Raw genomic sequence first — 23,898 nt, 5'->3', positions numbered from 1 at the left:
ACCGCGTCTTACCGACTCGACTGACGCTGCGCAACGTAGATGTACTGCTCGGGTAAGCGAGCTCGATCGGGTTCCATGTACGACGTGTGGTGGTTACGTCGAGTGATGACGCGATGACGCCGTGAGACGTCGTCAGGCGGTGCCGTGCAGCCCATGCTGATAGCTTGCCGGCGCCGCTTCCATAGTGCCGCCGCGGCTTTTGCTGTCGAACGAGTCGCGTGCCACTGCGCACGCGGCCGCCTCGCCGCTGGTGTGTTCTTGCGCACTGGCGAACGTGCTATCCATGCCGCCGTCGGTCGCATCGCCGAGCACGGCGCCGAACGCGGCCAGTTGCGAGCCGTCCGGCAGCGGCGCCTTCAGCGCGGAGACCATCAGCGACGCCAGGCGCGCGATGAGCTGCAGATCGTTCATCGACTTGCCTTGCGAGAACTCGGCAATCAGGCTGTCGGTATCGGTGCCGGCGAGCACCCCCGACAGCGCGCCGATCGCGAAATGCAACCGCCAGCCGAGTTCCTCGCGCGGCAGATGCGGCAGCGCGCGCTGGAACGCGTCGAAGAAGCGCATCGCCACCGCTTCGTAATGCGCGTTCAGAAAGTCGCGGATGAACGACGAGGGATCGGTGTAGGCGCGCCCGAGCAGGCGCAGAAACGCTTTGCCGCCGACACGCGGATCGCTCGACAGACGCAGCGCCGGAATGAACATCGCGCCGAGCACGTGCTCGCAGGTCAGGCGCGCGCCGAGCATGACGTCGAAACGGTCGAGCAGCTTCAGGCGCTCCCGGTTCAACTGATCGAGCCGGCGCGACAGCATCGAGTGAATCAGCGATTCCTTGCTGCCGAAGTGATAGTTGACCGCCGCAAGATTGACTTCGGCGCGCGAAGTGATCTGGCGCAGCGACATCGCCTCATAGCCGCATTCGATGAACAGCGTCTCCGCGGCGTCGAGGATGCGTGACTTCGTATCGCCGGCATGCCGGCCGGGTGTGCGAACTGCCATGTTGCCGTCTCCCAGTTGCCGGGGCTGCCGGCTCGCAAACACGCGATTCAAATCGATATTTGAAACGACCGTTTTTTTAGGATAAGAAAGGATGGTCGGTGCGATCAAGGGACGGGCTCGACGAACTCCTCTAGAAGACCTGTCGGGGAGCCATGCTGGCGAAGCGCGGCGCGTCATGCCGCGCGGAAAATAAAAAGACCGTTCCGAACGAATCGGAACGGCCTCGTGTCGTGTTGCGATGTAATCTGGCCTTGCGCTCGACGACCGGGTTGACCCGGCTCCCAGGCGTTGACGCGTATTGGCTAGCCGTCTGGTTCGAAAGCCTCAAGCTCTTAAACTCGTCCTCCGACCGCGCCGCCCGTCGATTCCGCGCCGACGACTTCACGCGCGGACTGCGTCATGTCGATGCCACGGCGCTCGCGACTGAACGGAATCAGCGCGCAGATCAGGATCGCGACGATGCCGATCACGACCGCCATCACGAGCGCGTAGTTGTTGCCGTGCAGTTCGGCGGTTTTCGCTTGCAGCGGACCGTTGACCGACGCGATCAGATTGCCGAGCTGATACACGAGACCGGGGAAGGTCGCGCGGATTTCATCGGGCGAAATTTCGTTCAGGTGCACCGGAATCACGCCCCAGGCGCCTTGCACCGAGATCTGCATCAGGAACGCGCCGAGCGCGAGCAGCATCGGCGTGGTCGAGAAGGCCCACAGCGGCAGCACCGGCAGCGCGATCAACGCGGCGATGAAAATCGCGCGCTTGCGGCCGATCTTCTCCGACGCCCAGCCGAAGAACAGACCCCCGCAGATCGCGCCGATGTTCAGCGTGATCGTGATCCACGACACCGTGTGCGCGTCGAACTGGCGCTGTACGCGCAGGAAGGTCGGATACAGATCCTGCGAGCCGTGCGAGAAGAAGTTGAAGGCGGTCATCAGGATGATCGCGTACATCGACAGACCGACGTTCAGCTTGAGCGTCGCGACGAGGCCAGGACGGACCTTCTTCTCGAGCGTCTTGAACGCGGGCGACTCCGGCACGTGCGCGCGAATGTACAGCACGAGCAGCGCGGGCAGCACGCCGACGAAGAACATGCCGCGCCAGCCGATGTATTGATAGAACAGGCCGAACACGATCGACGCGAGCAGGTAGCCGCTCGGATAACCGGCTTGCAGAAGACCCGACACGATACCGCGCGACTTCGTCGGCACGGTTTCCATGGTCAGCGCGCCGCCGACCCCCCATTCGCCGCCCATCGCGATACCGAACAGCGCGCGCAGCACGAGCAGCGTCATCAGGTTCGGCGACAGACCGGACAGCAGTTCGAGCAGGGAGAAGCACGCGATGTTGAGCATCAGCGTCGGACGGCGGCCGTATTTGTCGGCGAGCCAGCCGAAAATCAATGCACCGAGCGGGCGCATCATCAAGGTCAGCATGATCGCGACTGTGACCGAAGGAATGTCCGTATTGAATTCCTGCGCGATATCTTTCAATACGAACACCATCAGAAAGAAATCGAATGCGTCGAGCGTCCAGCCCAGATAGGCGGCGATCGTGACGTTTCTCTGTTCCCGAGTCCAGCTCATTGATTGTTCTCCTGAGTCTCCACAAAACCGCGTTTGATCGCGGGCGGCACCGTAGCCCTTGCGCCTTATGGCAAGCGCTTCCCGGCGAGTGTACGCCGAGCATTAAGCGTCTGCATGGTTGAAGCCGGTTTTCTCCGCGTTAATCCGGACAGCAATTTTCGTGCTGAATTCGTAATGCATGTTTAATGTCGGGCAAATGTAATTGCCGGTTCGATTCATGTTTGTATTTTGTAATGTTTATCGGGATTTCCCAGCGCCCCTTTTTTATGAAGTTTATGGCAATGGCGTTTTGACGGGGCGGGCCGTGCCGGTCCGCGCGCCGCATCGAACCTTCATGTACAGTTATTTCGCCAACTGATCGACATATCGCTATGTCCTTGACGCCATCGCCTTCGTTGCTCGACGAGATGCTCGACGCTGTCGCGCGTCGCTATCGCCTGCCGGCGCTCGCGGCCGTCTGCGCGCCGACGCAGCAAGCGAGACCCGCCACCGTGCTCGCGCTCGCGATCGAGCAGGCTCGTGAGGCGAGCGCGCGTGGCGAAGCGCCGGATGCGGCGAACCAGCGCTTCTTCGTCGAGGCGCTCGCGCGCATGATTCGGGAGGCGATGCGCGAGGAAGCCGGCGACCCGGTGTTTCAGGCGACGCTGCTACGGCACCGCAGCACGGTGGTGCGCGAGTACGCGTCGCTGGCCGCGCACGCGAGCGTCGATCGCCGGCTGATCTACGCGGCCGTCAATGCGATCGCACATCCGGCCAAACAGCAGCGGCTGCTACCCGGCCTGCAACGCGACGCGCTGGCGCGTCTGCACGCGCTGGCGTTCGCCGAAGCGTGGCCCGAACTGGCCGAAGCCGTGCAAGCTTGCATCGATACGCCGCAAATCGCGCACGACGCGGCGCTGCAACGCGGCCTCTCGCAATTGCTGGAGAGTGCCGCTTTGCAGCGCTTGCGCCGTCTTTACGCGCTCGCGTCCGACGAGCGCGTGCGTCAGTACCAGACGCTGTGGGATCGCCAGGGGCCGCGCCCGGGAAGCTCGACTGCCGTGGCACGAGGCTTGAGCTCGAAGCAGCGCGGCGCCGCGGTCGAGGCATCGGCCGCCGATGCGCTCGACGCGCTCGCGCGGCGCCTCAATGATGCGCAGGGTGCGCTCGCCTCGTACCGTGTCGTGAACTCGATGCGCGTGCCGGCCGCGATACCCGCGAGCCACGAGCGCGCGAAAACCGAATGGGACGTGGTGCTGCTGCGCCAGGCACAGCCCCCGGCCGACGCGGCGGCGTGGGACGTCTGCCTGCTCGTCGAAGCGAAGGCATCGGTCGATGCGGCCACCACCGATCTGCCGCGGCTCGTGCGTGGACTGACGCTGCTTGCGCATGCGGACCCGCACACCGTCTACCCGTTTCGGACGCAGCAGGGGACGGTGGGTTTGAGCGGCGCGTCGCTCGCCGCGCTGACGAGCGACAGGGCCGGTCTTCGCAGGACCGTGCTCTATTGCTGCGACGCACCCGTCGAAGCGGCGCCGCGCGTGCTGGGCCCTGCGAGCCGGATGCAGCTGCTGTCGGCGCACGCCAGCCTCGATTTCGCGGCCGCACTGGCGGATGGCCGCGATGCCGATTGCGCGGTGCTGGAACCGGTGTGGCATCAGTTGCTCGAATCGCCGAGATGGCGGACGGCGCTCGACCAGTACGCGACGCTGCGCGAGGTCCGCGAATTGATGGTTCATCCGGACGACTTGCGGGCCGCCGTCGGCATCGCCGACGCAAGACGGTTGAGCGCGGCGCGCTAGGCCTGCCAGGTCTGCCTGGGGCCAACGCAAGCGCTGTGCCGCAGTCGCGGCGCGATTGCATTGGAGGTGGCGCGCGCGTTGCTCGTAGCGATAGATCTTCGAGCAAAAAGGAGGGGTGATGGAAACGCCGTCGAAGCGACTGTCGGACACACAGGTGCAGGTTGCCAGCAAGATCTACGGATTTCGTTCGCCACAGGAGGCGGAGCGTTTCGTGCAATGTCTGCGCGGCGGCGACGCGAGCCGCTGCGTCGCGGACGTTCCGCCCGAGACAGCAACCGATGCCTATCCCCCCGGAACCCGCACAGGGTCGGGCGCGGGCATGACGATCGGGCCGCCGCCGGGCGGGCTCGATAGCGACGAGTAACGCGTTTGCGCCGGGTCGCCGGGGCGGGCACGGTTCTAACGCCTCGGCGATCAGAAAGACAATCTCGACCCGGGCAATCCGTCGAACCTGCAATCACGACATTTGCGACATGCGCGTATTGCGACATGCGCGTATTGCGACGCCCGCGTCAGCGCACCGGCCCCAGCGACGCCGACAGAGGTGCGGAGCCGCCGCCCAGCGTCCGGTCGATCAGATAGCGGCCCTGTTCGACGCCGGCGCGCAACGCTTCCGCCTCGGTGAGCCATTCCGGCGTCACGGGCTCCACGTTGGCCAGATTGGCGGGTATCTCCAGCGGCCGGCCCTCGCGGGAAATCGACACGTCGGCGATCCAGGCGCCTCGCGAGTTCCGATGCGCGGTCACCGTGATCAGCGCGCCGCGGTGCGCGTCATACATCGCGTGGTGGGAGCCGGGCTCGGCGCGCGCGGCCGGCATCGCGCGTCCGTCCGCGCTAGCCATATCGGAGCCGGTCTCGCCGATGCTTGCGTCGGCGCTGCGGTCAGTGTGATCGGTTGGGGGGAGCGGAGTCATGCTGTCCTCGGCGAGCGAATGATCTGCCTGATTCGAGCAAGCGCTGTGCCGACAGGGCGAACGCGTGCAGGCATCCGTCCAGGAACGGGCACGCGGCGTGCGATCGCTCAGCGCGGGCCCGGCTCTTGCGCTGCGTTCAGCGCTGGCGTCGCTTCGCTCTGTCGGCCGAGAGGCGAAGTCTTTGCTGATGGCGGCCGCCGCAAATGAATCGTAAGGAGGACGGAATGTCGATCCATGCGAAGGTCACGAGGTGGCGCAACGTCGGGCGATTCTGCGTCGAACGTGTAACCGACTATAGCGAACTGTTCGCGCTGGAAGTCGAGGAGACGCGAAAGCGTCTGGTGCGCGAGTTGAGCGCACTCATGGCGTTGGCAGTCGCGGGCCTGTTCACGCTGTCCTTCATTTGCATCGCGATCATCGCCACCGCGTGGCAGACGCCTTACTTCCTTGCGGTGGTCTGGGGCGTGGCCGCCGCGTGGCTGCTCGTGTGCATCGTGTCCTTGCTCGTCTTGCGGGCGCAGAAACCGGCGCAATCGCTTCACGTGCTCAAGGCCGAGATTCATTCCGATCTCGACGCTCTCAGGGAGTCGCTCAAATGAGTCAGCCACATCACGCCAATGAGCTTGCCCGGGTCACCATTCTGGAACGCATGGGGGCATCGCGAGCCGCATTGGTCGCGGCGAACCAGACTGCCGCGTTGCCGGCGGTGCGGGCAGCCTCGCGCTCCTCCGCCGGCAATGTGCTCGCGTCGCTCGCCGAGGCGCCGCATGTTGCGCTGCTTCTCGCGCTGGTGATCGGCGGCGTCGTGCTGGGGCCGCGCCGCACGCTGTCGATCGCGGGCCGTTCCGGTCTTGCGGCGTGGATTGCCCGCAATGTGCGGCGGTCGATCGCGCAGTGACGCCCTGAGCGAAAGCGGCGATCGGACCAGGCAAAGCAGAATCGCCTGGTTCTTGAACGCACGACGGTCGCTATCGTCACGTGTTGCCGCGATGCGCGGCAACGCGACTTTTCCTCGCTTCCTTTTCCAGCCCATCGCCTCAGCGAACCGTGTGCAACCCTACCAGCCTGCTAGACTGGAAGTTCCCCTGCAAGCCATGGAGGGAGATATGACGACCGTCTACGTCGTAAAGACCGGCGAAAAGTTCCTCTGCACCGCAGAGGACGGCGATATCGGCATGGCACCGGAGATCAAGGAAGCCACGTCCTTTCGCTCGTATGAGGAAGCGAATAAAGTCGCGAACGAGCACGCCGACCCCGGATACGAAATCCTGACCATCGACGTTAAGAAACGCTGACGAGGTGTTGGCTGTTCGCGCCAGGCGCTCAGCGAAACAAGGCTGGCAATTCAACGGGCGCCATGCAATATGGCGCTCGATCGGGTGCGTCCGAAATCGTCGTCATGACGGCTTCGGGCGTTCAGGCGGCGGCCGAAATCACTCTGCAAGCGCGCATAGCACGACACTCCATGCCGTCCCCGGCGGGGACGGCATGCTCTGCAGCGGCGAACTGGTCAGACGGGCGGGCTTACGATCCGCCAAAGAACACCGGCTTCATCCCACTCGTGCTGGCCGGATTACCCATCTGCTGCGTACCGCTGGTCGCGGGGCCGTAGCCGCTGCTCTGTCCTGCTGCAGTGGCGTTGGTGGTCGGCATGTTGGTAGGAAAGTCGACGGTATTCGCATTGGCCGGATTGAAGCCGGCTTGCTCGAGCTGAGCGATTTCTGCCTGCACTTGCGCGTGCGTCAGCGCCCCGTCCGACTGCGCCAGCGATGCAACTGACACAGCCATGACCGCGACCGCGCAAGCTGTGTGGACTAACGTCTTCATGATGGCCCGCCTCCTTGTTGGTTACTACAGCTGACTCGCGCTTCGCTTTTCGCGGTACAGCTGATCAAAGGTTAGGTGAGGAACCGTACAGTGGTCGTTTATTTTTCATGGTAGCGGGTTCGTCCATCAGCCGACGCTGGTCGACGCTCGCGCCCGAACGCTCCGATGTCGGCCGCGCATCCGAGACCGTATCTCCGGACACGAGCCGACATCATCGAAGCGTGGGTCAAGCAGCCGTTCGCGGGTCGTCGTCGAACATCCGCGTTCCCGCGGGTGCCGTCGTCAAGAAAGCTCAGGTGCGCGTAATCGAAGCCCCACCGTCCACCAACGAAGCGGTACCCGTCACGAAGGACGAATCGTCGGAAGCAAGGTAGAGCGCCGAGCGGGCAATCTCTTCCGGCTTTGCGACCCGCTTGAGCGCGTGCAGCCCGGTCACGAACGTCTGCGATTCGGCCGTATCGTTCATACCGCGATACATCTGCGTGTCCACCGCGCCCGGGAGGATCGCGTTGACGCGCACGCCTTGCGGGCCGTATTCAGCTGCGAGCGCTTGCGTCAGTCCGATCAGCCCGGCTTTGCTCGCGGCATAGGCGGCGGTCCCCGGGAAGGCGAACGAGTAGCCGACGAACGTCGACGTGAAGATGATCGACCCACCGCCTTGCTTGATCATTTCAGGAATCTGATGCTTGGCGCCGACAAACGCGCTCGTCAGGTTGGTGGCCAGCGTCGCTGACCAGCCCGCTTCCGATACGCCTGTGGACGGTCCCATTTCACCGAGCGTCCCCGCGTTGTTGTAGGCGATGTCGAGGCGGCCGAAGCGGCTGACGGCGAGTTCGACCAGCGCTTTCGCGAATTCTTCGGATTGCACGTCCCCTGCCAGCGAGACAGCCGTGCCGCCGTCGCGAGCGATCTCGCTCACCAGCGCCTCGAGTTCGGCTTCGCGGCGTGCGGCCACGACAACTTTCGCGCCTTCGGCGGCGAACAGCCTGGCGGCGGCGCGACCAATGCCCGCGCTGGCGCCAGTGACGATAGCGACCTTTCCTGTCAAGCGTTGCATGTTGAATCTCCGGTTTGATCATCGGCCGATGCCCAATGCGTCGGCTCGTTGAGACGTACTATAAGATTCCGTTCTTGAGACAAAAAGACCAAAAATATGGCGATATCATTCAGCTTTTATGAATGACAGGAGTGCCATATGGACCGGCTGCGCGCGTTTGAGATCTTCGTCACCGTAGTCGACCGGGGCAGCTTTGCGCGCGCGGCCGATGCGCTCGAAACCTCGCCCGCGAACGTGACCCGCTACGTGAATGAACTGGAGGCGCATCTCGGTGCGCGGCTTCTGAATCGCACCTCACGCAGATTGTCTCTTACCGAGGCCGGTGAAACGCTTTATTCGCGATGCAAGGCAATCCTCGAAGACGTTGCGGAAACGGAAGGGCTCGTGTCGACAACGTCGATCGAACCGCGTGGACGGCTGCGTATCAATGCACCGGTCAGCTTCGGCATCCTGCATCTCGCGCCGCTGTGGCCACGGTTCATGCAGCAATATCCCGACGTCGAACTCGACATCACGCTGATAGATCGCGTCGTCGATATCGTCGAGGAGGGCTTCGATCTCGCCATCCGCATCTCGCGCGCCGGCACGGTCGATCACGCGGCCCGCAAACTGGCGACGTCGACAAACATCCTGTGTGCATCTCCCGACTATCTGAAGCGTTGGGGACATCCTGAAACGCCGACGGACCTGCCCGGACATCGATGTATCGGCTATACGTATGCCGCCACGGCGGACGAGTGGCAACTGATGGACAAAGACGGCAAAACGCATGCTGTCGAGGTCGACTGCCACATGCACACCAATAACGGCGACACCGCGCGCGCGGCGGCGCTCGCGGGGCACGGCGTGATCTGGCAGCCGACGTTTCTGATCGGCGAGGACCTACGCGCAGGCCGGCTCGTCCAGGTATTGCCTGAATACCGTTTGCCGGATATCGATGTGCTCGCGCTGTATCCGAGCCGTCGCCACGTGAGCGCAAAAGTTCGTGCGGCAATCGATTTCCTGGTCAACGCGTTCTCGGGCGTGCCACCGTGGGACGAGACGTGAAGGGGATGTCTGATGTGTGTCGGCTACCCGGAAACCGGATGCCTGCAATTGGGGAAGAGGCCGCCGGGCACGGCGCGTTCGATAGCACGATTCAACTGGAATTCGGTCTGTCACCGTTCTTTAATGTGTCGTATGGCGCGTCATGCAGGAGACCTGACACACCAGATGAAAACTGCAGATTGAATCACCGGCACGGTCGCCCTCCAACGAGTTCACGCAGTGGCAGGTCTGGATCAGCGATGTCCCGGAACAAGAACCGACGGGAGACATTCGTGAGAACATTCGACGCCATCATGGCGGGTCTGATCTGCTGTTCATGCACAGCCGCGGCCTACGCCGCCGACATCAAGGGAGTCGGTAGCACGTTCGCCGCTCCCCTCTACACCCGATGGGCCGCCGACTACCAGAAGTCGGGTGGCAGCAGGGTGATCTATCAGGGCACGGGTTCGTCCGATGGGCTCAAGCAGGTCATCGCCCGGGAAGTCGACTTTGCGGGCTCGGACGCGCCACTGACCGACGATCAACTGACCCGCAACGGCTTGCGGCAATTTCCAACCGTAATCGGCGGCGTGGTACCCGTCGTGAACCTTCCGGGGCTCAAAGCCGGCGAGGTGATGTTGACGGGGCCGGTCGTCGCCGACATCTTTCTCGGCAAGATTCAGTTCTGGGACGACCCGGCAATCGTGCGGTTGAACCCAAAGATCAAGATGCCTAACTACCCGATTGCCGTGGTGCGTCGCCAGGATGGCTCGGGCACGACGCTGATCTGGACTCACTACCTCGCGCAGGTCAGTCCCGAATGGAAGCGCAGGGTAGGCGAAGGCACTAGCGTGCGATGGCCGCTCGGCATCGGCGGCAAAGGCAACGAGGGCATTGCCACGTACGTCGGCTATCTGCCCGGCGCCATCGGCTATGTCGCATGGGATTTCACGAAACAGAACCGCTTGAAGTACGTTGCCATGACCAATGCGGCGGGTAATGTCGTTCAGCCCGGCGCCGCGACCTTCAGGGCAGCCGCGGCGAGCGCCGACTGGTCGGGTTCTCTCTCGCAATCGCTGACCAACCAGCCGGGCAAGGATGCCTGGCCGGTCATGGGCGCGACTTATGTGTTGCTTCCCACGACGCCGAACAAGCCGGGCCACGACGAAGCCACCTTGAAGTTTTTCGAATGGGCGTTGAGTCATGGTGGGCCGACGGTCAACGCGCTGGATTACATACCGCTTCCAGAGCTTGTCGTGACGAAGATCCGCTCACAATGGCCCGCCGATACAGGCGATAAGTCGGTGCACAACGCGTTCGCAGTGCCGTGACCACCTCGTGGCGGATCGGGGAGTTCTGTCAATGGTCACGGCAGCCAGACGCCTTTACGCTCATCGAGAAACGTTCTGAAAAATCGCGCAATCGTGTCTTGCGCGTGTCGATTTCTCCTATGATCATTCGTCGTAGTCACTGGAGGCGCCGTTGCCTCCAGACACTTTCGTCTTCAAAGGGAAAACCCAAATGCGCGTTATGGTCATGATCAAGGCAACCCCCGAATCGGAAGCCGGGCAAATGCCGAGTACGGAACTCCTCACGGCGATGGGGCAGTACAACGAGCAATTGGTCAAGGCCGGCATCATGCAGGGCGGAGACGGGTTGAAGCCGAGTTCGGCCGGCGCTCGCGTTAGGTTCTCAGGGAAGGACCGCACCGTCATTGACGGCCCGTTTGCGGAAACCAAGGAATTGATCGCCGGGTACTGGCTCTGGCAGGTTCAATCGATGGACGAAGCGATCGAATGGGTAAAGCGCTGCCCGAATCCGATGCTCAGTGATTCAGAGATCGAGATTCGCCCGTTCTTTGAGCCTGCGGACTTTGGCGAAGCTTTTACGCCCGAACTTCAAGACGAGGAAAATCGTCTACGCAAGCAAATTGACGGGCAGATGCGTTGACGATTTTCACCGCATCGGTCTGCGGGTATGCGCAGGCAATCGCACTCCGACTGTCTGAGACTTGACGCGGGCTTCCGATGCATTGTCCGGAAGCCCGATGCCACGGGTCGATGATTGCCGTCGTCAGTGGCTGTCGCCCGGCCAGGCGTTCGAAGCCGGTCGGTGCGAAGGTATCTGCTCGATCTTTTCGGCGCTCAGGTCGCTCGGGAAGCAATCGCCCACATCCGGTTCGGCTTGAAGACCCCGCCGTTGGCATTGGGCGGGTTCACGACCGTACGCAACTGCTTTTCGGCATATAGTTGGCGCGTGCGAAACGCTTTCCCCGGAGATCGACGCAATGCCTTATCTACAGCTTGATGTAAACGATCACTACTCTGTCGAGAGCAAAAGACTGCTCGCGGCGAAAATGAGTGAGACTTATGCTCGGATGATGTCGGTGGACGTCAGGCGAATCAGCGTAGCCATACGCGAACTCGGTCCCGGTAGCGTCTGGCGCATTGCGCAGGAGAGCGGAGAACCGGTGCCCGTCGCGTTGATGATGCTGGATATCAGAAGGGGGCGGCCGCCCGAGTCGCGCATGGAGGTGGCCAAAGCGCTTTGCGCGCTCTGCATCGACATTCTTGGCTTGCGCGAGGACCGACTCAACGTTGAGTTCACTCAGCACTCCGGCGATGAGATGTATCACCCGACGCTTGGAGGTTACAGCCCGGAATGGGAGCAGGGCGAGCGATGAGGGTCCGGCTTCCGCGGCCTGTATTTGCGCATGGCCGTGTGACGTCGCCGATATGCGGGAACCACGAGGGCGCCAGGATCGGATCCGCCTGCGTTGCGCCACGACCTGAGCCAAAGTAGGAGGAGGGCCATGAGCGGGCTTGCCACATACCCGGCGGGTAATCGGCGGACGCGACCGTGGTGGATTGTCTTGATCACGACGGTGTTCTGTTTCTTATGCCAGAGCGTCGTCGCGCAAGAGGACGACGGCGCGGCTCGCCTGCACGCGAAATATCAAAGTCTGACGCAGCAACTCGCGCACAACCAGTTTCAGCGACCGCTGTACCTCGAATCGCAGGAGTTGCCGTCGGCACTCAAGGGCGATATTTACGGGCTGCTCAACTATCCTTTCGCGGTGGTCAGCGGCGCGCTCAACGACCCGACTCAGGGCCCGGCCAACTGGTGCGACGTGCTGATCCTGCATCTGAACACCAAATACTGCCACGCGTCGACCAGCGACAGCGGTACGATCCTCACCGTGAACATCGGCAAGAAAACCGAGGAATCGCTTTCGTCGTCGTACCGCGTGCAATTCAACTTTCGTGCGGTAGCGAGCACCCCTGATTATTTTCGCGTCGAGCTCACTGCCGCCAAGGGTCCGCTGAGCACGAAAGACTACCGTATCGTGCTGGAAGCGATACCGGTGGGCGATAACCGCACCTTTATTCACCTGACCTACGCGTACGGATATGGCACGGCGGGACGGTTTGCCATGAAAACCTACCTGGCGACGATCGGCAGCAACAAGGTCGGCTTTTCCGCTACGCCCGATTCGTCGACGAGCGAGCCGCAATACATCGGCGGCGTGCGCGGCCTGGTCGAACGCAATACGATGCGCTACTACCTCGCCATCGATGCCTATCTTGGCGCGCTTTCCAGCCCGCCCAACGCCCGCCTCGACAAACGCCTCGCTGACTGGTTCGATGCGACCGAGCAGTATCCGCGGCAATTGCACGAGGTCAGCCGCGCCGACTATATGCAAATGAAGCACGACGAGTATCAACGTCAGCAGATCGCCCAGTGATCCGCGCAGCGGGCGGGGATCTGATCAATGCAACGCAATATCGCGAAGGTTTTTTCGGAGGGATGTCGATCCGATGGCGCGTCGATCGTCGTTACCTGGTAAGACAATTGGTCAGGAACCTTGGATCTGCCGTTTTGCGCCAAGTCTGGCCGCCATCGTCATCCGACCTGGGAGCACACTGTGAACCGACTCGACAATCCGATCCTGCAAGTCCTGGAAGGCTACAAAGCCGCGGTATTGGCAAAAGACGTGGACGCGTTCGTTGCGCTATACGACCGCGATGCGGTGGTCTTCGACATGTGGGGGACATGGTCGTACAACGGCATCGCATCGTGGCGCGCCATGGTGGAGGGCTGGTTCGGTTCGCTGGGTACGGAACGTGTGATAGTCGATTTCAGCGCGGCGCGAACGATCGTCGCCGCGGACCTCGCCGTCGTTCACGCCTTCGCGACATATAAAGCCGTCGACGCCGACGGATCGGAACTGCGCTCCATGGACAATCGCCTCACCATGACGCTGAGGCAGCAGGCCGACGGATGGAAAATTGTCCACCAGCACACCTCCTCTCCGATCGAGGTCGGCACGGCGCAGGTAATTTTCAGGCGCTAGCGGTCTGGCGGTTCGACATCGCGCGTCGGCTCGCGAATAATCACGGCTGCGTGATTTTCCCATTTGCGACGTACCTTCTGTTCAAAAGCAGCCATGAAACCATTGCTTGCCGGCCGATGCCTTTGCGGTGCCGTCCATTACTCGGTGAAGGACGAATTCGTCTATGCGTTGAACTGCCACTGTTCAAACTGCCGGCGCGCGACCGGCTCGGCGTTCAAACCCTTTGCGGGAATCGAGCGCGACAAGCTGCGCATCACTCGGGGCGAAGACAGCCTGTTGATTTTCGGCGATGAACGAGCGTCGCATGATGTGCGCTGCAAAATCTGTGGAAGCCTGATGTTCTCAGTGGTTCGTCAGGGGCAGTACGTTCACGTCACCCTGGGAACACTCACGGACTCGCCCGCCATGTCTCCCACTGCCCACATTTTCGTGGGTTCAAAGGCACCGTGGTATTCGATCACTGACCAATTGCCGCAACACGACGAATTCGGGTGAGTCCCTTTCCTATCGCAACATCGACTCGAAAGGCGCCGTACCAGCCGCCGCCGTGCGACAGCACGATCAGCGGCAGGTGATGGCCTGCTATCGGCGCGCCGGCCGCGACGGTCTGGGTGACGTCGCCCAAGGCGTGCGGCGTGGCCGGCGCCTCGGTGGGATACCAGATTCCGGCAGTGAGCGGCGGCTCGGCGGCTGAGCGCCGGACGGCTCGAGGTCTATGAGACCAAAGTCCAATTGAATATTTCAGGCGCGGGTTCAATAGTAGTGAAACGCCGCGTTCTGTCGACGACAAAGCCGGCGCGATCCTCTTCCTAAGATGCCGGAATTGCAGGCAGGCCTTGATATTGGCGTCAGGAACGTTCCAGTGGGTTTGAGTTTTCGCGATTGCAGGCCTATCACGGTGTCGCCGCCGAACCGCGACGCGACCTGGCGGGAGAACAACTTATGCTGCTCACACCGATTCCCCAACGGACTCCGTCCCGAGAGATGCTCGACGTCCTGATCCGCGCCGGACTCGTCGCGGTCCTGGCCGTATTCTGTTTTCGGATCTTCGCGCCGTTTCTTAACCTGATGGCCTGGTCGGTGATTCTTGCGATCACGCTCTATCCGCTGCAGGTCCTGCTTCGCTCCATGCTCGGCGGCAGGGATGGCCTGATCGCCACGCTGATCGTCCTTGTCGCGCTTGTCGTGATTCTGGTGCCAACGTATGCGCTGGGTCTCGCGGTAGCTGATTCGGTCGAGAAATCGATAGCCATTGCCAGGAGCGGTAGCTTCCGGATTCCGCCTCCCGCGGAGTCGGTGGCGAGTTGGCCGCTGGTCGGCCAGCGTGTGTACGACTTCTGGCAACAGGCATCGACGGACCTGACCGGTCTTGCGCATAAATTCGCCCCGCAGCTGAAGGAGGCCGGGCTCGCTGTGCTTGCAACGGTGACAGGTCTCGGGGCCGGCCTGGTGATATTTTTCGTCGCGCTGATCGTCGCAGGAATCCTGATGGCCCACGGTGAGAAGGGCTATCACAGCGCGGTGCAGATCGCCTCGCGCATCTCGGGCCCCGAGAACGGCGCTCAGATCGCCGACTTGTGCACGGCGACGATTCGCGCGGTGGCCCAGGGGGTAGTGGGCATCGCGTTTATCCAGATGCTGCTGATCGGCATCGGCTTCGTCGTGAAGGGGATACCCGGCGCGGGGTTGCTCGCGCTGGCCGTGCTGCTGCTCGGCATCATGCAATTGCCGGCCACGCTGATCACCATTCCGGTGATCGCCTTCGTGATCGTCACGGACGGCGTGAACACCGCAAACATCATCTTCTCGGTTTACGTGTTCGTCGCGGGCCTCGCCGACAACGTGCTCAAGCCACTGATGCTGGGCCGTGGCGTCGCGGTGCCGATGCCCGTCGTGCTGATCGGAGCGCTCGGCGGCATGGTGACGGGAGGTGTCATCGGGCTATTCGTTGGGCCCGTGATGCTGGCCGTCGGTTATCAGCTGTTCTGGCGCTGGGTCCGAGACCAGCCTCAACCCAAGCAACCCACGCAACCCACGCAGACCCACGAACACAAGCAGACCTGAAGCTCGAGGATGGCTCCGTGTCACCGTTGATGCGTCCGTACGGGATCGCAGTGCTTTTCGGGGCGGCGGTTGGCCTGAGCGGATGCATGCGGGTGGGCCCGGACTTCAAGCCGCAGCATGAAGCGTGGAGCGAGCACTGGAGTAGCGAATCGATCACGCGGGTCACGCAACAGGGTGTACAGCCCGATGTGCGCCAGTGGTGGCTGATCTTCGACGATAGGAATCTCGAACGTCTGATTGCCGAAGCCGACGCGAACAACGGCGACCTGAAGATCGCCGGACTGCGCGTGCTCGAGGCGCGCGCACAGCTCGGCATCGCGCTCGCGGGACGCTATCCGCAGGTGCAGCAGGCGAGTGCCGATGTACTGGCTTCGGCGCGCAAGCGCTCGGATGGTTCCAATCCGCGCTCGGGCGCCTTCGTGCAGTACGGCGCGGGCTTCAGCATCGGCTGGGAACTCGATTTCTGGGGGCGTTTCAGCCGCGCGATCGAATCGGCCGACGCCGGGTTCTTCGCCGCGCAAGCCAACCGCGACGATGCGCTGGTTCTGTTGCACGCGCAGGTCGCGGATACGTATTTCACACTGCGGGTCGCGCAGGCGCGGCTACGTATCGCTCGCGAGAACGCCCAGTTGCAAAAACGCAGCTACGACATCGCTCAAAAGCTCTTCAAGGCTGGCGAATCCGACGAACTCGACTTCCAGCAGGCGAAGACGCAGTACCTTGGGACGCTGAGCAGCATCCCCGATCTCGAAAGCCAGATCGTGCTTGCGCGTCATGCGCTGTCGGTGCTGATCGGGCGAGCGCCGGGTCCGCTGCCGGAACTCGACGTGCAGTCGGGCAAGGATGGCGTGGTGCCGCTGGTGGATCATGCCGTGCTGCAGGACGTGCCGGCCGATCTGCTGTTGCGCCGCCCTGACGTTCGCGCGGCCGAGTATCAGATGGCTTCGCAGTCGGCGCTCATCGGCGTGGCACAAGCGGATCTGTACCCGTCGGTATCGTTGCTCGGCACGCTGACGTGGACCGCCAGTTCGCTCGCGGGCGCACCGAGCACACTGCTCTTTGCCGCGGGCCCGAGCGTGACGTGGAACGTGTTCGATTACGGCAGGATCACGAACAACGTGCGCGTCCAGGACGCACGGCTGCAAGAGTTGACGGTCGCTTATCAGAACACGGTGCGCGAGGCGGCGCGCGAGGCCGACGATGCCGCGACGGCGCTGCTCGCCGCCTTGCAGCGCGACACCATTCTGAATGACGCGCAGGGCGCGGCGCGGCGCTCGCTGACGCTCGCCAATACGATCTATCGGGAAGGGTATTCGGACTTCCAGCGGGTCCTCGATGCGCAGCGCGCGCTGTTCGCGCAGCAGGACGCGTACGTGGTCAATCGCAGCAATGCGCTCGGCAGTGTGATCGCGCTTTACAAGGCGCTCGGAGGCGGCTGGGAAACCGAACAGCCGCTCGTCGACGCGGCGACGCGCGCGCAGATGCGGCAACGCACCGATTGGGGCGACCTGCTCGACGAAACGGCGCCGTCTTCCGGTACGCCGGGGCAAGCCAAAGGGGCGTCACGATGAGCGATACTCAGGATACCCGCGAGCCTCGAACCGCCGCCCCGCCGAAGTCGTCGACGCCTGCCGCCGACCCTTCGGGCAGGGCGGTCAAATGGGTCGTCTGTCTGATCGTGCTGAGCCTGATCTGGTATCTGCTCGCCGACCGTTTCACGCCGTATACGCAGCAGGCGCGGATTCAGGCCTATGTCGTGCCCGTCGCCGCCGAGGTGTCGGGACGCGTGACGCGGGTGTTCGTCCATAACAACCAGGATGTCAACGCTGGGGACGTGCTGTTCGAAGTCGATAGCGAGCCCTACCGCATTGCCGCTGACCGCGCGCGCGCCGATCTGGAGTCCACGCGCCGGCAGGTCGGTGCCAGCACGGCCGGTATCGAGTCGGCACTCGCGGCGTTGCGGGCCGCCATCGCGAACGAGGTCAAGGCGCGCCAGGACAGCGACCGTCTCGAGCGGCTCTATCGTGAAGACGAGGGCACCGTCTCCCTGCGACGCCTCGAGGTCGCGCGGGCGACGCATGTACAGGCGCTGAGCCAGGTCGACGGGGCCCGTGCCGAAGTCGAGCGGGCGCGGGAGCAGCAGGGCGGAAGCGAGGCGGAGAATGCGCAGTTGCGCAGCGCCGCTGGCGCGCTGGAGAAGGCCGAACTCGATCTCGCCAACGCGCGGATCAGAGCCCGCTCGAGCGGCGTCGTGACCGATCTGCGCACGGAAGTCGGTCAGTTCGCCGCGGCGGGCAATCCGGTCATGACGCTGATCGCGATCCGCGACGTGTGGGTCAGCGCCGACATGACGGAGAACAATCTGGGCCATCTCAAACCCGGCACGCGCGTCGAGATCGCATTGGACGTGCTGCCCGGCGAAGTGTTCGGCGGGCGGGTTCGCAGTGTCGGCTATGGCGTGAGCGTGGGGCAGAGCACGCCGGCGGGCAGCCTGCCCACCGTGCAGAATAGCCGCGACTGGCTGCGTCCCGCGCAGCGTTTCCCGGTAATCGTCGAATTCGACGACAGCGAGCGCGCGCGTCTGCGCGATCTGCGGGTGGGCGGGCAGGCCGAAGTGATGGCGTTTCCGACCCAGGGCAATCCGCTCAATCCGCTGGGACACGCGTTCATCCGGCTGATGAGCTGGCTTTCCTACGTCTATTGAGAAGCCCATGCAGCCCGTGACCCAGCGCCTCGGTTATCGCGCGATACGTGTGGCCATCGGAACGGCGATCGCTCTTGCCGTCAGCTTTGGACTCGATTTCCCGATACCCGTCGTCGCGCCGGTATTCACGGTTTTTCTGCTGGCCACGCAGAATCGCCCGCTATCGTTAAAGGCCGGCGTGATTCTTTCGCTGATCGTGGCGTCGACCACCGGCAGCGGCCTGCTCCTCGTTCCGTTGCTTCGTCACTATGCGTTGGCCGGCATCATGATCGTCGGCCTCATGCTGTTCTTCGCGTTTCGTTACGGGCTGCGTGGCGGCAACAATCTCGTCGCGACTTTTCTGGTCGCGGGACTGACGATGATTTCCGCCGCGGGCACGGCCGACTTCGAACTGGCCCTGACGGTCGTCGGCGCGCTGGCGAAGGGACTTCTGCTTGCCGTGCTGGCGTCGACGCTGGCGCACAGATTGTTTCCTGAAAGCATGGGCGCGCGAGAACAGCCCGCTGCGGCAGCGATGGCGGAACACGAGGCGGCCTATATCGCGCTGCGTGCCGCGCTCGTCGTCATGCCGGCCTATCTGCTCGCGATGACCGACCCGGCGAACTACATGCCGATCATCATGAAGTCCGTCAGCCTCGGCAGACAAACCTGCACGACCTCGGCCCGCGGCGCCGCACGCGATCTGATCGGCTCGACGCTGCTCGGCGGTCTGCTCGCCATCGCGTTCTGGTTTGCGCTGAGGCTGTTCGCGCATTTGTGGATGTTCTTTCTATGGATGCTGTTGTTCGGCCTGCTGGTGGGACGCAAGCTGTACGGCCTGCAACCCACGCGTTGTTCGCCGGGCTTCTGGCTGAACAGTCTCGTGACGATGATCATTCTGCTCGGGCAATCGGTGCAGGACAGCGCGGCGGGCAAGGATGTCTATACCGCGTTTGCCGTGCGAATGGGGCTCTTTCTGGCCGTAACGGCCTATGCGTATTTGATGCTTCTGCTTTTCGAGCAGCACCGCCGTGTGGAGTGAGGCGGTGCAGCATGCTGCAAAGCCGACCCGGTGATCGCAACAGGAGCGTGCAATGGGAAATGCGACAGGTGATGGCGCGGTCCGTCCTCGGGCTGGTGAGATCCTGAAGGAAATGGCGATAACCCTGTGGTTTCTGAGAGCGATTCTGATCGGCCTGCTTCTACTGTTCGTCCTGCTGACGTTTGGCATGTACTACTGGGGCGCGCCCGTCGAGACAGCGAACCGGACACCGTCGCCGCTGGGCGAAACGGTGTACTTCTGCGCGATCACGGCGCTCACCATCGGGTACGGCGATGTCGTGCCCACTTCGGCGTTCGGCCGGATCGACGCCGCATGCCTCGGGCTGATCGGCGTGGTATTCACCGGCTTGATCGTGGCCGCGGCTGTACGAGGTGTGCAGGAGGCCGCGCATCGGGCGGAAAGGACGGGATAGCAGGATGAAGCCGTCGTGGCCGTCAGCGATGCCGTGCGGCGCGCGCGTGCCGGCTTCAACGGCCTTTTCGATGGGGCTCCCGACAATTGACTACCGGCGCGAAAAGGGGGAGCGTGTCTGTCTGGGTTTGGGTTCGCTGTTGTCTCGATCGGTTCGACTATCCGAGGTAACCATGTGGATCTTCCGTTTGGAGGCGCCTCGCCGTGGGGGCGTCCGTATTCGGGAATGGCGCCGCCGCGTGCGTCATACGATCAGCCTTCTCGTGCTGCTGCCGGGCAGCGCCGCCACTGGGCTGGTCATCCTTGGCCGGTCCAATACCTCCATCGGCAAGCTCACGACCCGAGCGGAGGTGGACAGATGAAACCAGCGGCTTCCACGCGCTCCCGTCTGCAACATTCACCCTTTCTGCAGGGGCTTTTGCCCTTCAATTCCGCTCAACTGCCGCACGACATCATCGCCGGGCTCACGCTGGCGGCACTCGGCATTCCCGAAGTGATGGGATACACGAAGATATCCGGCACGCCCACCGTCACGGGTCTTTATACGATCCTGTTGCCGCTGGTGGCATTTGCGCTTCTGGGTGCTTCGCGTCAACTGGTAGTCGCGGCGGACTCCGCGACGGCCGCAATCCTTGCCGGTACGCTGACGACCGTGGCTGCGTTGGGCAGCAAGGAATACATCGGCCTTACGAGCACGGTGGCCCTGACGGTCGCCGTGATGCTGGTGATCGCGCGTATCTTTCGGCTCGGTTTTCTGGCCGACTTTCTTTCCCGTAGCGCACTGATCGGCTTCCTGACGGGGGTAGGCGTGCAGGTCGCGGCGGGGGAACTCGCCGGGCTGATCGGGCTCGCGAAGCAGGGGCACGGCCCCGTCATGCAATTGGTGAGCGTGGTTCGACGAGTCGCCGAGGCGAACTATCCGACCGCGCTCCTTTCACTTGCCGTACTCGCGGTGATCATCGGGTGCAAGCGTTTCGCGCCGCGCGCGCCGGGTGCGCTGATCGCCGTGATCGGCTCCATCGTGGCGAGCGGGGCGTTCAATTTCGCCGGACGTGGCATCGCGGTGACGGGCGAAGTGCCCGGCGGACTGCCGTCGCTGTTCATGCCGCCGTTGCACATGAGCGGGATCAACCAGGTGCTGGCGACGGCGGCCTCGTGCTTCATCGTCATCATCGCGCAGAGCGCGGCGACGGCGCGTGCCTACGCTACCCGCAACAACGAGAAGGGCGACGACAATGCCGATATCATCGGACTCGCGGCGGCGAACGCAGCCGCAGCGTTTACCGGCACCTTCGTCGTGAACGGCAGTCCGACCAAGACCGAGATCATCGACGACGCGGGGGGGCGCACCCAAGTCGCCCACCTCACCACGGCCGTGATCGTGCTGCTGGTGCTGCTGTTCCTCACCAGGCCGCTCAGCCTGATGCCGGCCGCCGTGCTGTCGGCTATCGTCTTCATGATCGGTGTGAAGCTGATCGACGTGAAGGGGATGGTCGAACTGTTTCGCATGCAGAAGGACGAATTCGTCGTTGCGTTGCTCGCGGCGGGTGTGGTCGTGTTCGTCGATGTGATGCACGGTATTCTTGCCGCTGTCGTGCTGTCGCTGATCGCGCATGCGCGGCATAGCTATCGCCTGCGCACGCGCGTGTTGACGCGTGACCCCACCGGCCACTGGATCCCCCATCACGTCGAGCCGAATCTGCTCGCGGCACCCGGCATCGTCATCTACCGGTTCGAGGCGGATCTGTTCTATGCGAACACGGGGCGCTTCACGGAAGAAGTGCTGAAACTCGTCAACGAGGCGAGCGTTCCGTTGCGCTGGGTCGTGATCGACGCAACCGAGATCAACAATATCGACTACACGGCAGGCAAGACGTTGCTCCAGCTGGGTGCGGAACTCGACCAGCGCGGCCTGGGTATCGCCGTGGTCGCGGTTCCGTCTGGCGTGCGGCACGAACTCGAGCGGTATAAGGCCCTGCGGGTGAGTGGCGCGCATCGCGAGATCTTCGCGACGGTCGATGCGGCGATCGACGCACTACGCGATCTGTCGCCACCCGCATCCGCGGCTGCACCGGACGCCGACAAACCGGGATGAAGCAAAGTGAAGTGAAGTGAGATGACGAGGCCCCTTGATCCCGATTCGAAAAAGGAGTGACGCGTGTCTGATTCCGCTGCTGCAAAGCCCATGCAACCCGCCACGGATCAGGCTGATCCGAGGACGCTGGCGGCACAGGAAGATCCGTCCACGCTGTTCGCGGGGCGTGGCTCGCTGGCCGCGCGCGTCGAGCAGGGCAAGGCGGCGCGCAAAAAGGCGCCGCGCGCGGAGCTGGGGACCTGCAAGATCGACGATCGCGATCCTATTGCTCTGCTCGATGCGTCCAACGTGGGCCGGGTGCCGGAGCTGATACCGATCCGCTACGGGCGGATGGTCGCGAGTCCGTTCGCGTTCTATCGGGGTGCCGCGCCGCTGATGGCACACGACCTGTCGAAGCTGCCGCATTCCGACGTGACCGTGCAACTGGGCGGCGACGCGCATCTGGCCAATTTCGGACTGTTCGCGAGTCCGGAACGGCGCATTCTTTTCGGACCCAACGACTTCGACGAAACCCTGCCGGGCCCGTTTGACTGGGACGTGCGCAGGCTCGCTGCATCGTTCGTGATAGCCGCGCGCGAACGCGGTTTCGCGATTCGCGACCAGCGCGCCGTGGTGCGCCGGCTATGCGAGACCTTTCGGCAACGGCTCGCCGGATTGAGCAGCATGGACACGCTCGACGTCTGGTATTGCCAGTTCAAGGCGGCGAGCATGCTGGCGATAGCCGATTCGGTGGAGGAGAGACGGAAAGAACTGGCGGTCATCGAAAAAGCGAAGCAGCAGTCGTCGCGCTCCGTGATGACTCACGCAACCGAGATGGACAACGGCAAGCTGCGCATCAAGGACGCACCGCCGCTCGTGTACCACGTCCCACTCGAGAGCCCGCACGATCAGAAACAGTACCAGGCGCTGGTACGGCGCTTCTTCGCCGACTATCGGCTAACGCTTCCCGATGACAGGCGCGCACTGTTCGATCGCTATGAACTGGTGGATGTCGCCATTCGCGTCGTGGGCATCGGGTCGGTGGGAACGCGTTGCTACGAGGCGCTCTTCATGGCCGACGGAGAGTGCCCGCTGTTCCTGCAACTCAAGGAGGCACGGGCTTCCGCGCTGGAGGGGTATCTGGCGCCGAGCCGCTATGCCAATCACGGCCAGCGTGTGGTGAACGGGCAGCGTCTGCTGCAGTCGGCCAGCGACATTTTTCTCGGCTGGTCGAAGATGCATCACACCGGCAACGACTTCTATGTGCGGCAATTGCGCGACATGAAGGGCGCGTTCGACTTCACCACGTTCGACGTCGAGGATCTCGGCGAATACGCGGTGTCCTGCGCTCACGCGCTGGCCCATTCGATGGCGAAAGCAGGCGACCCTGCGTTGCTCAGCGGATATGTCGGCAAGTCGGAGGCATTCGACGAAGCCGTCGTGCAATTCGCGCTCGCTTACGCGGAACAGAATGAGGCGGACTGGACGGTATTGAAAGCGGCAGTCAAGGCGGGACGTATTCAGGTCATTCGTGAATGAGGTTCAAGTCCCAGCCTGACTTTTTCTAAACCACATCGGCTAATTGCCTTCCGGCATTTTCGACGAATGATGGCTGGTAATCAGCCACTTGTGCCCATTCCACGCGTAGGTGAACGTATAGCGCGCCTTGACGACCGAGCCGTCCGCGAACTTGAAGGTGTAGAGCCCCGAGTCGATCGCCGTGTTGCATTCGATCATGATGTCGCGGAAGTCGATCGTGCCGACCGGTTTGTTTTCAAGGAAGTGTTTGAAATAGTCGAGCTTTTCGTCGGCGGTCAAACGCGGCTTGTTCGAGACGGTCGGCAGCAGGATCGAGTTCGGCGCGTAGTTCGCCACGACCTTCTGCGGGTCGCCGGTTTTCAGCGAGTCGTTCCAGCGATCGAACAGTGCGGAAATCTGCTTTTCGGAGGTGGGATGGCAGGCTTCGGACCTCGCGAATGCGCTGCCATGGGCCACGACCGCAACCATCGCAAAGACGACGGACGGCCCGTCTACGCTGATTCTCATGATGCCCTCCGCGATCATT

Annotated in this window: 26 protein-coding genes; 20 read left to right on the top strand and 6 right to left on the bottom strand. The window is 63.0% G+C overall.

All coding sequences use genetic code 11. The features are described 5' to 3' along the window. Window positions 1-132: 132 nt before the first annotated feature. Window positions 133-996 carry a TetR/AcrR family transcriptional regulator gene (locus HDG33_RS15660; RefSeq protein ID WP_184029809.1) on the bottom strand — a complete coding sequence of 288 codons (864 nt, stop codon included), beginning with the start codon at window positions 994-996 and terminating at the stop codon, window positions 133-135. 332 nt (window positions 997-1,328) lie between these two features. Then, complete coding sequence (locus HDG33_RS15655; RefSeq protein WP_184029795.1) at window positions 1,329-2,579, bottom strand: MFS transporter; 1,251 nt, start codon at window positions 2,577-2,579, stop codon at window positions 1,329-1,331. Window positions 2,580-2,950: 371 nt separating this feature from the next. Between HDG33_RS15655 and HDG33_RS15650 the strand changes: the two genes are divergently transcribed. Both HDG33_RS15650 and HDG33_RS15645 read left to right on the top strand, forming a co-directional pair. Continuing rightward, complete coding sequence (locus tag HDG33_RS15650; RefSeq protein WP_184029782.1) at window positions 2,951-4,360, top strand: 3-deoxy-D-arabino-heptulosonate 7-phosphate synthase; 1,410 nt, start codon at window positions 2,951-2,953, stop codon at window positions 4,358-4,360. Between the two features lie 118 nt (window positions 4,361-4,478). After that, window positions 4,479-4,724 carry a hypothetical protein gene (locus HDG33_RS15645; RefSeq protein WP_184029767.1) on the top strand — a complete coding sequence of 82 codons (246 nt, stop codon included), beginning with the start codon at window positions 4,479-4,481 and terminating at the stop codon, window positions 4,722-4,724. 148 nt (window positions 4,725-4,872) lie between these two features. On the opposite strand, the gene HDG33_RS15640 is transcribed toward HDG33_RS15645, so the two are convergent. Next, complete coding sequence (locus HDG33_RS15640) at window positions 4,873-5,274, bottom strand: DUF6566 family protein (RefSeq protein ID WP_184029752.1); 402 nt, start codon at window positions 5,272-5,274, stop codon at window positions 4,873-4,875. A 224-nt stretch (window positions 5,275-5,498) separates the two neighbouring features. Between HDG33_RS15640 and HDG33_RS15635 the strand changes: the two genes are divergently transcribed. The 3 genes from HDG33_RS15635 (at window position 5,499) to HDG33_RS15625 (ending at window position 6,569) form a co-directional block, all read left to right on the top strand. Next, entirely contained in the window at window positions 5,499-5,873 is a 375-nt protein-coding gene (locus HDG33_RS15635) for a phage holin family protein (protein WP_184029739.1), read from the top strand. Next, window positions 5,870-6,172 carry a hypothetical protein gene (locus HDG33_RS15630; RefSeq protein WP_260330435.1) on the top strand — a complete coding sequence of 101 codons (303 nt, stop codon included), beginning with the start codon at window positions 5,870-5,872 and terminating at the stop codon, window positions 6,170-6,172. The genes HDG33_RS15635 and HDG33_RS15630 overlap by 4 nt, the downstream gene beginning before the upstream one ends. Before the next feature lie 208 nt (window positions 6,173-6,380). Beyond that, entirely contained in the window at window positions 6,381-6,569 is a 189-nt protein-coding gene (locus HDG33_RS15625; RefSeq protein WP_090805701.1) for a hypothetical protein, read from the top strand. Between the two features lie 229 nt (window positions 6,570-6,798). On the opposite strand, the gene HDG33_RS15620 is transcribed toward HDG33_RS15625, so the two are convergent. Together HDG33_RS15620 and HDG33_RS15615 are read right to left on the bottom strand one after the other, a co-directional pair. Continuing rightward, entirely contained in the window at window positions 6,799-7,101 is a 303-nt protein-coding gene (locus HDG33_RS15620; RefSeq protein WP_184029736.1) for a DUF4148 domain-containing protein, read from the bottom strand. 292 nt (window positions 7,102-7,393) lie between these two features. Then, window positions 7,394-8,158: an SDR family oxidoreductase gene (locus HDG33_RS15615; protein ID WP_184029733.1), complete on the bottom strand. Its 765-nt coding sequence runs from the start codon at window positions 8,156-8,158 to the stop codon at window positions 7,394-7,396. Between the two features lie 138 nt (window positions 8,159-8,296). Here HDG33_RS15615 and HDG33_RS15610 point away from each other — a divergent pair, with 138 nt between their 5' ends. The 15 genes from HDG33_RS15610 to HDG33_RS15540 all read left to right on the top strand — a co-directional run bounded on the left by HDG33_RS15610 (window position 8,297) and on the right by HDG33_RS15540 (window position 23,372). Continuing rightward, entirely contained in the window at window positions 8,297-9,205 is a 909-nt protein-coding gene (locus HDG33_RS15610; protein ID WP_184029730.1) for a LysR family transcriptional regulator, read from the top strand. A gap of 272 nt (window positions 9,206-9,477) precedes the next feature. Next, the gene (gene pstS / locus HDG33_RS15605) at window positions 9,478-10,515 is read left to right on the top strand and encodes a phosphate ABC transporter substrate-binding protein PstS (protein ID WP_311548307.1); all 1,038 of its coding nucleotides are present in this window, start codon (window positions 9,478-9,480) and stop codon (window positions 10,513-10,515) included. 190 nt (window positions 10,516-10,705) lie between these two features. Then, window positions 10,706-11,134 carry a YciI family protein gene (locus tag HDG33_RS15600; protein ID WP_184030054.1) on the top strand — a complete coding sequence of 143 codons (429 nt, stop codon included), beginning with the start codon at window positions 10,706-10,708 and terminating at the stop codon, window positions 11,132-11,134. 337 nt (window positions 11,135-11,471) lie between these two features. Then, a complete protein-coding gene (locus HDG33_RS15595; RefSeq protein WP_184029725.1) occupies window positions 11,472-11,867 on the top strand; it encodes a tautomerase in 396 nt (131 codons plus the stop codon). A gap of 129 nt (window positions 11,868-11,996) precedes the next feature. Continuing rightward, window positions 11,997-12,929 (top strand): hypothetical protein, encoded by a 933-nt coding sequence (locus HDG33_RS15590; protein ID WP_184029722.1) that lies wholly within the window; start codon window positions 11,997-11,999, stop codon window positions 12,927-12,929. Between the two features lie 180 nt (window positions 12,930-13,109). Next, window positions 13,110-13,538, top strand: coding sequence for a nuclear transport factor 2 family protein (locus tag HDG33_RS15585; protein ID WP_184029720.1), 429 nt, complete (start codon window positions 13,110-13,112; stop codon window positions 13,536-13,538). A gap of 93 nt (window positions 13,539-13,631) precedes the next feature. Then, window positions 13,632-14,033, top strand: a complete 402-nt coding sequence (locus tag HDG33_RS15580; protein ID WP_184029718.1) for a GFA family protein — start codon at window positions 13,632-13,634, stop codon at window positions 14,031-14,033. Window positions 14,034-14,480: 447 nt separating this feature from the next. Beyond that, window positions 14,481-15,602 carry an AI-2E family transporter gene (locus HDG33_RS15575; RefSeq protein ID WP_184029714.1) on the top strand — a complete coding sequence of 374 codons (1,122 nt, stop codon included), beginning with the start codon at window positions 14,481-14,483 and terminating at the stop codon, window positions 15,600-15,602. 29 nt (window positions 15,603-15,631) lie between these two features. Then, complete coding sequence (locus HDG33_RS15570; RefSeq protein WP_184030051.1) at window positions 15,632-17,173, top strand: TolC family protein; 1,542 nt, start codon at window positions 15,632-15,634, stop codon at window positions 17,171-17,173. Then, entirely contained in the window at window positions 17,170-18,306 is a 1,137-nt protein-coding gene (locus HDG33_RS15565) for an HlyD family secretion protein (RefSeq protein WP_184029711.1), read from the top strand. The genes HDG33_RS15570 and HDG33_RS15565 overlap by 4 nt, the downstream gene beginning before the upstream one ends. 7 nt (window positions 18,307-18,313) lie before the next feature. Continuing rightward, on the top strand, window positions 18,314-19,327 hold the full coding sequence (locus HDG33_RS15560) for a DUF2955 domain-containing protein (protein WP_184029708.1): 1,014 nt from the start codon (window positions 18,314-18,316) through the stop codon (window positions 19,325-19,327). Between the two features lie 52 nt (window positions 19,328-19,379). Next, window positions 19,380-19,760, top strand: coding sequence for a potassium channel family protein (locus HDG33_RS15555; protein ID WP_184029705.1), 381 nt, complete (start codon window positions 19,380-19,382; stop codon window positions 19,758-19,760). A 4-nt stretch (window positions 19,761-19,764) separates the two neighbouring features. Further along, on the top strand, window positions 19,765-20,121 hold the full coding sequence (locus HDG33_RS37310; protein WP_260330433.1) for a hypothetical protein: 357 nt from the start codon (window positions 19,765-19,767) through the stop codon (window positions 20,119-20,121). Continuing rightward, a complete protein-coding gene (locus HDG33_RS15545; RefSeq protein WP_184029702.1) occupies window positions 20,118-21,854 on the top strand; it encodes a SulP family inorganic anion transporter in 1,737 nt (578 codons plus the stop codon). The genes HDG33_RS37310 and HDG33_RS15545 overlap by 4 nt, the downstream gene beginning before the upstream one ends. A gap of 63 nt (window positions 21,855-21,917) precedes the next feature. Next, on the top strand, window positions 21,918-23,372 hold the full coding sequence (locus HDG33_RS15540) for a DUF2252 domain-containing protein (RefSeq protein WP_184029699.1): 1,455 nt from the start codon (window positions 21,918-21,920) through the stop codon (window positions 23,370-23,372). A 39-nt stretch (window positions 23,373-23,411) separates the two neighbouring features. On the opposite strand, the gene HDG33_RS15535 is transcribed toward HDG33_RS15540, so the two are convergent. Further along, entirely contained in the window at window positions 23,412-23,879 is a 468-nt protein-coding gene (locus HDG33_RS15535) for a DUF4440 domain-containing protein (RefSeq protein ID WP_090805706.1), read from the bottom strand. Between the last annotated feature and the right edge of the window lie 19 nt (window positions 23,880-23,898).

The sequence above is a fragment of the Paraburkholderia sp. Cpub6 genome (genome assembly GCF_014201065.1).
Taxonomy (GTDB): domain Bacteria; phylum Pseudomonadota; class Gammaproteobacteria; order Burkholderiales; family Burkholderiaceae; genus Paraburkholderia; species Paraburkholderia tuberum.
This window is presented reverse-complemented; position numbering and strand designations above follow the sequence as displayed.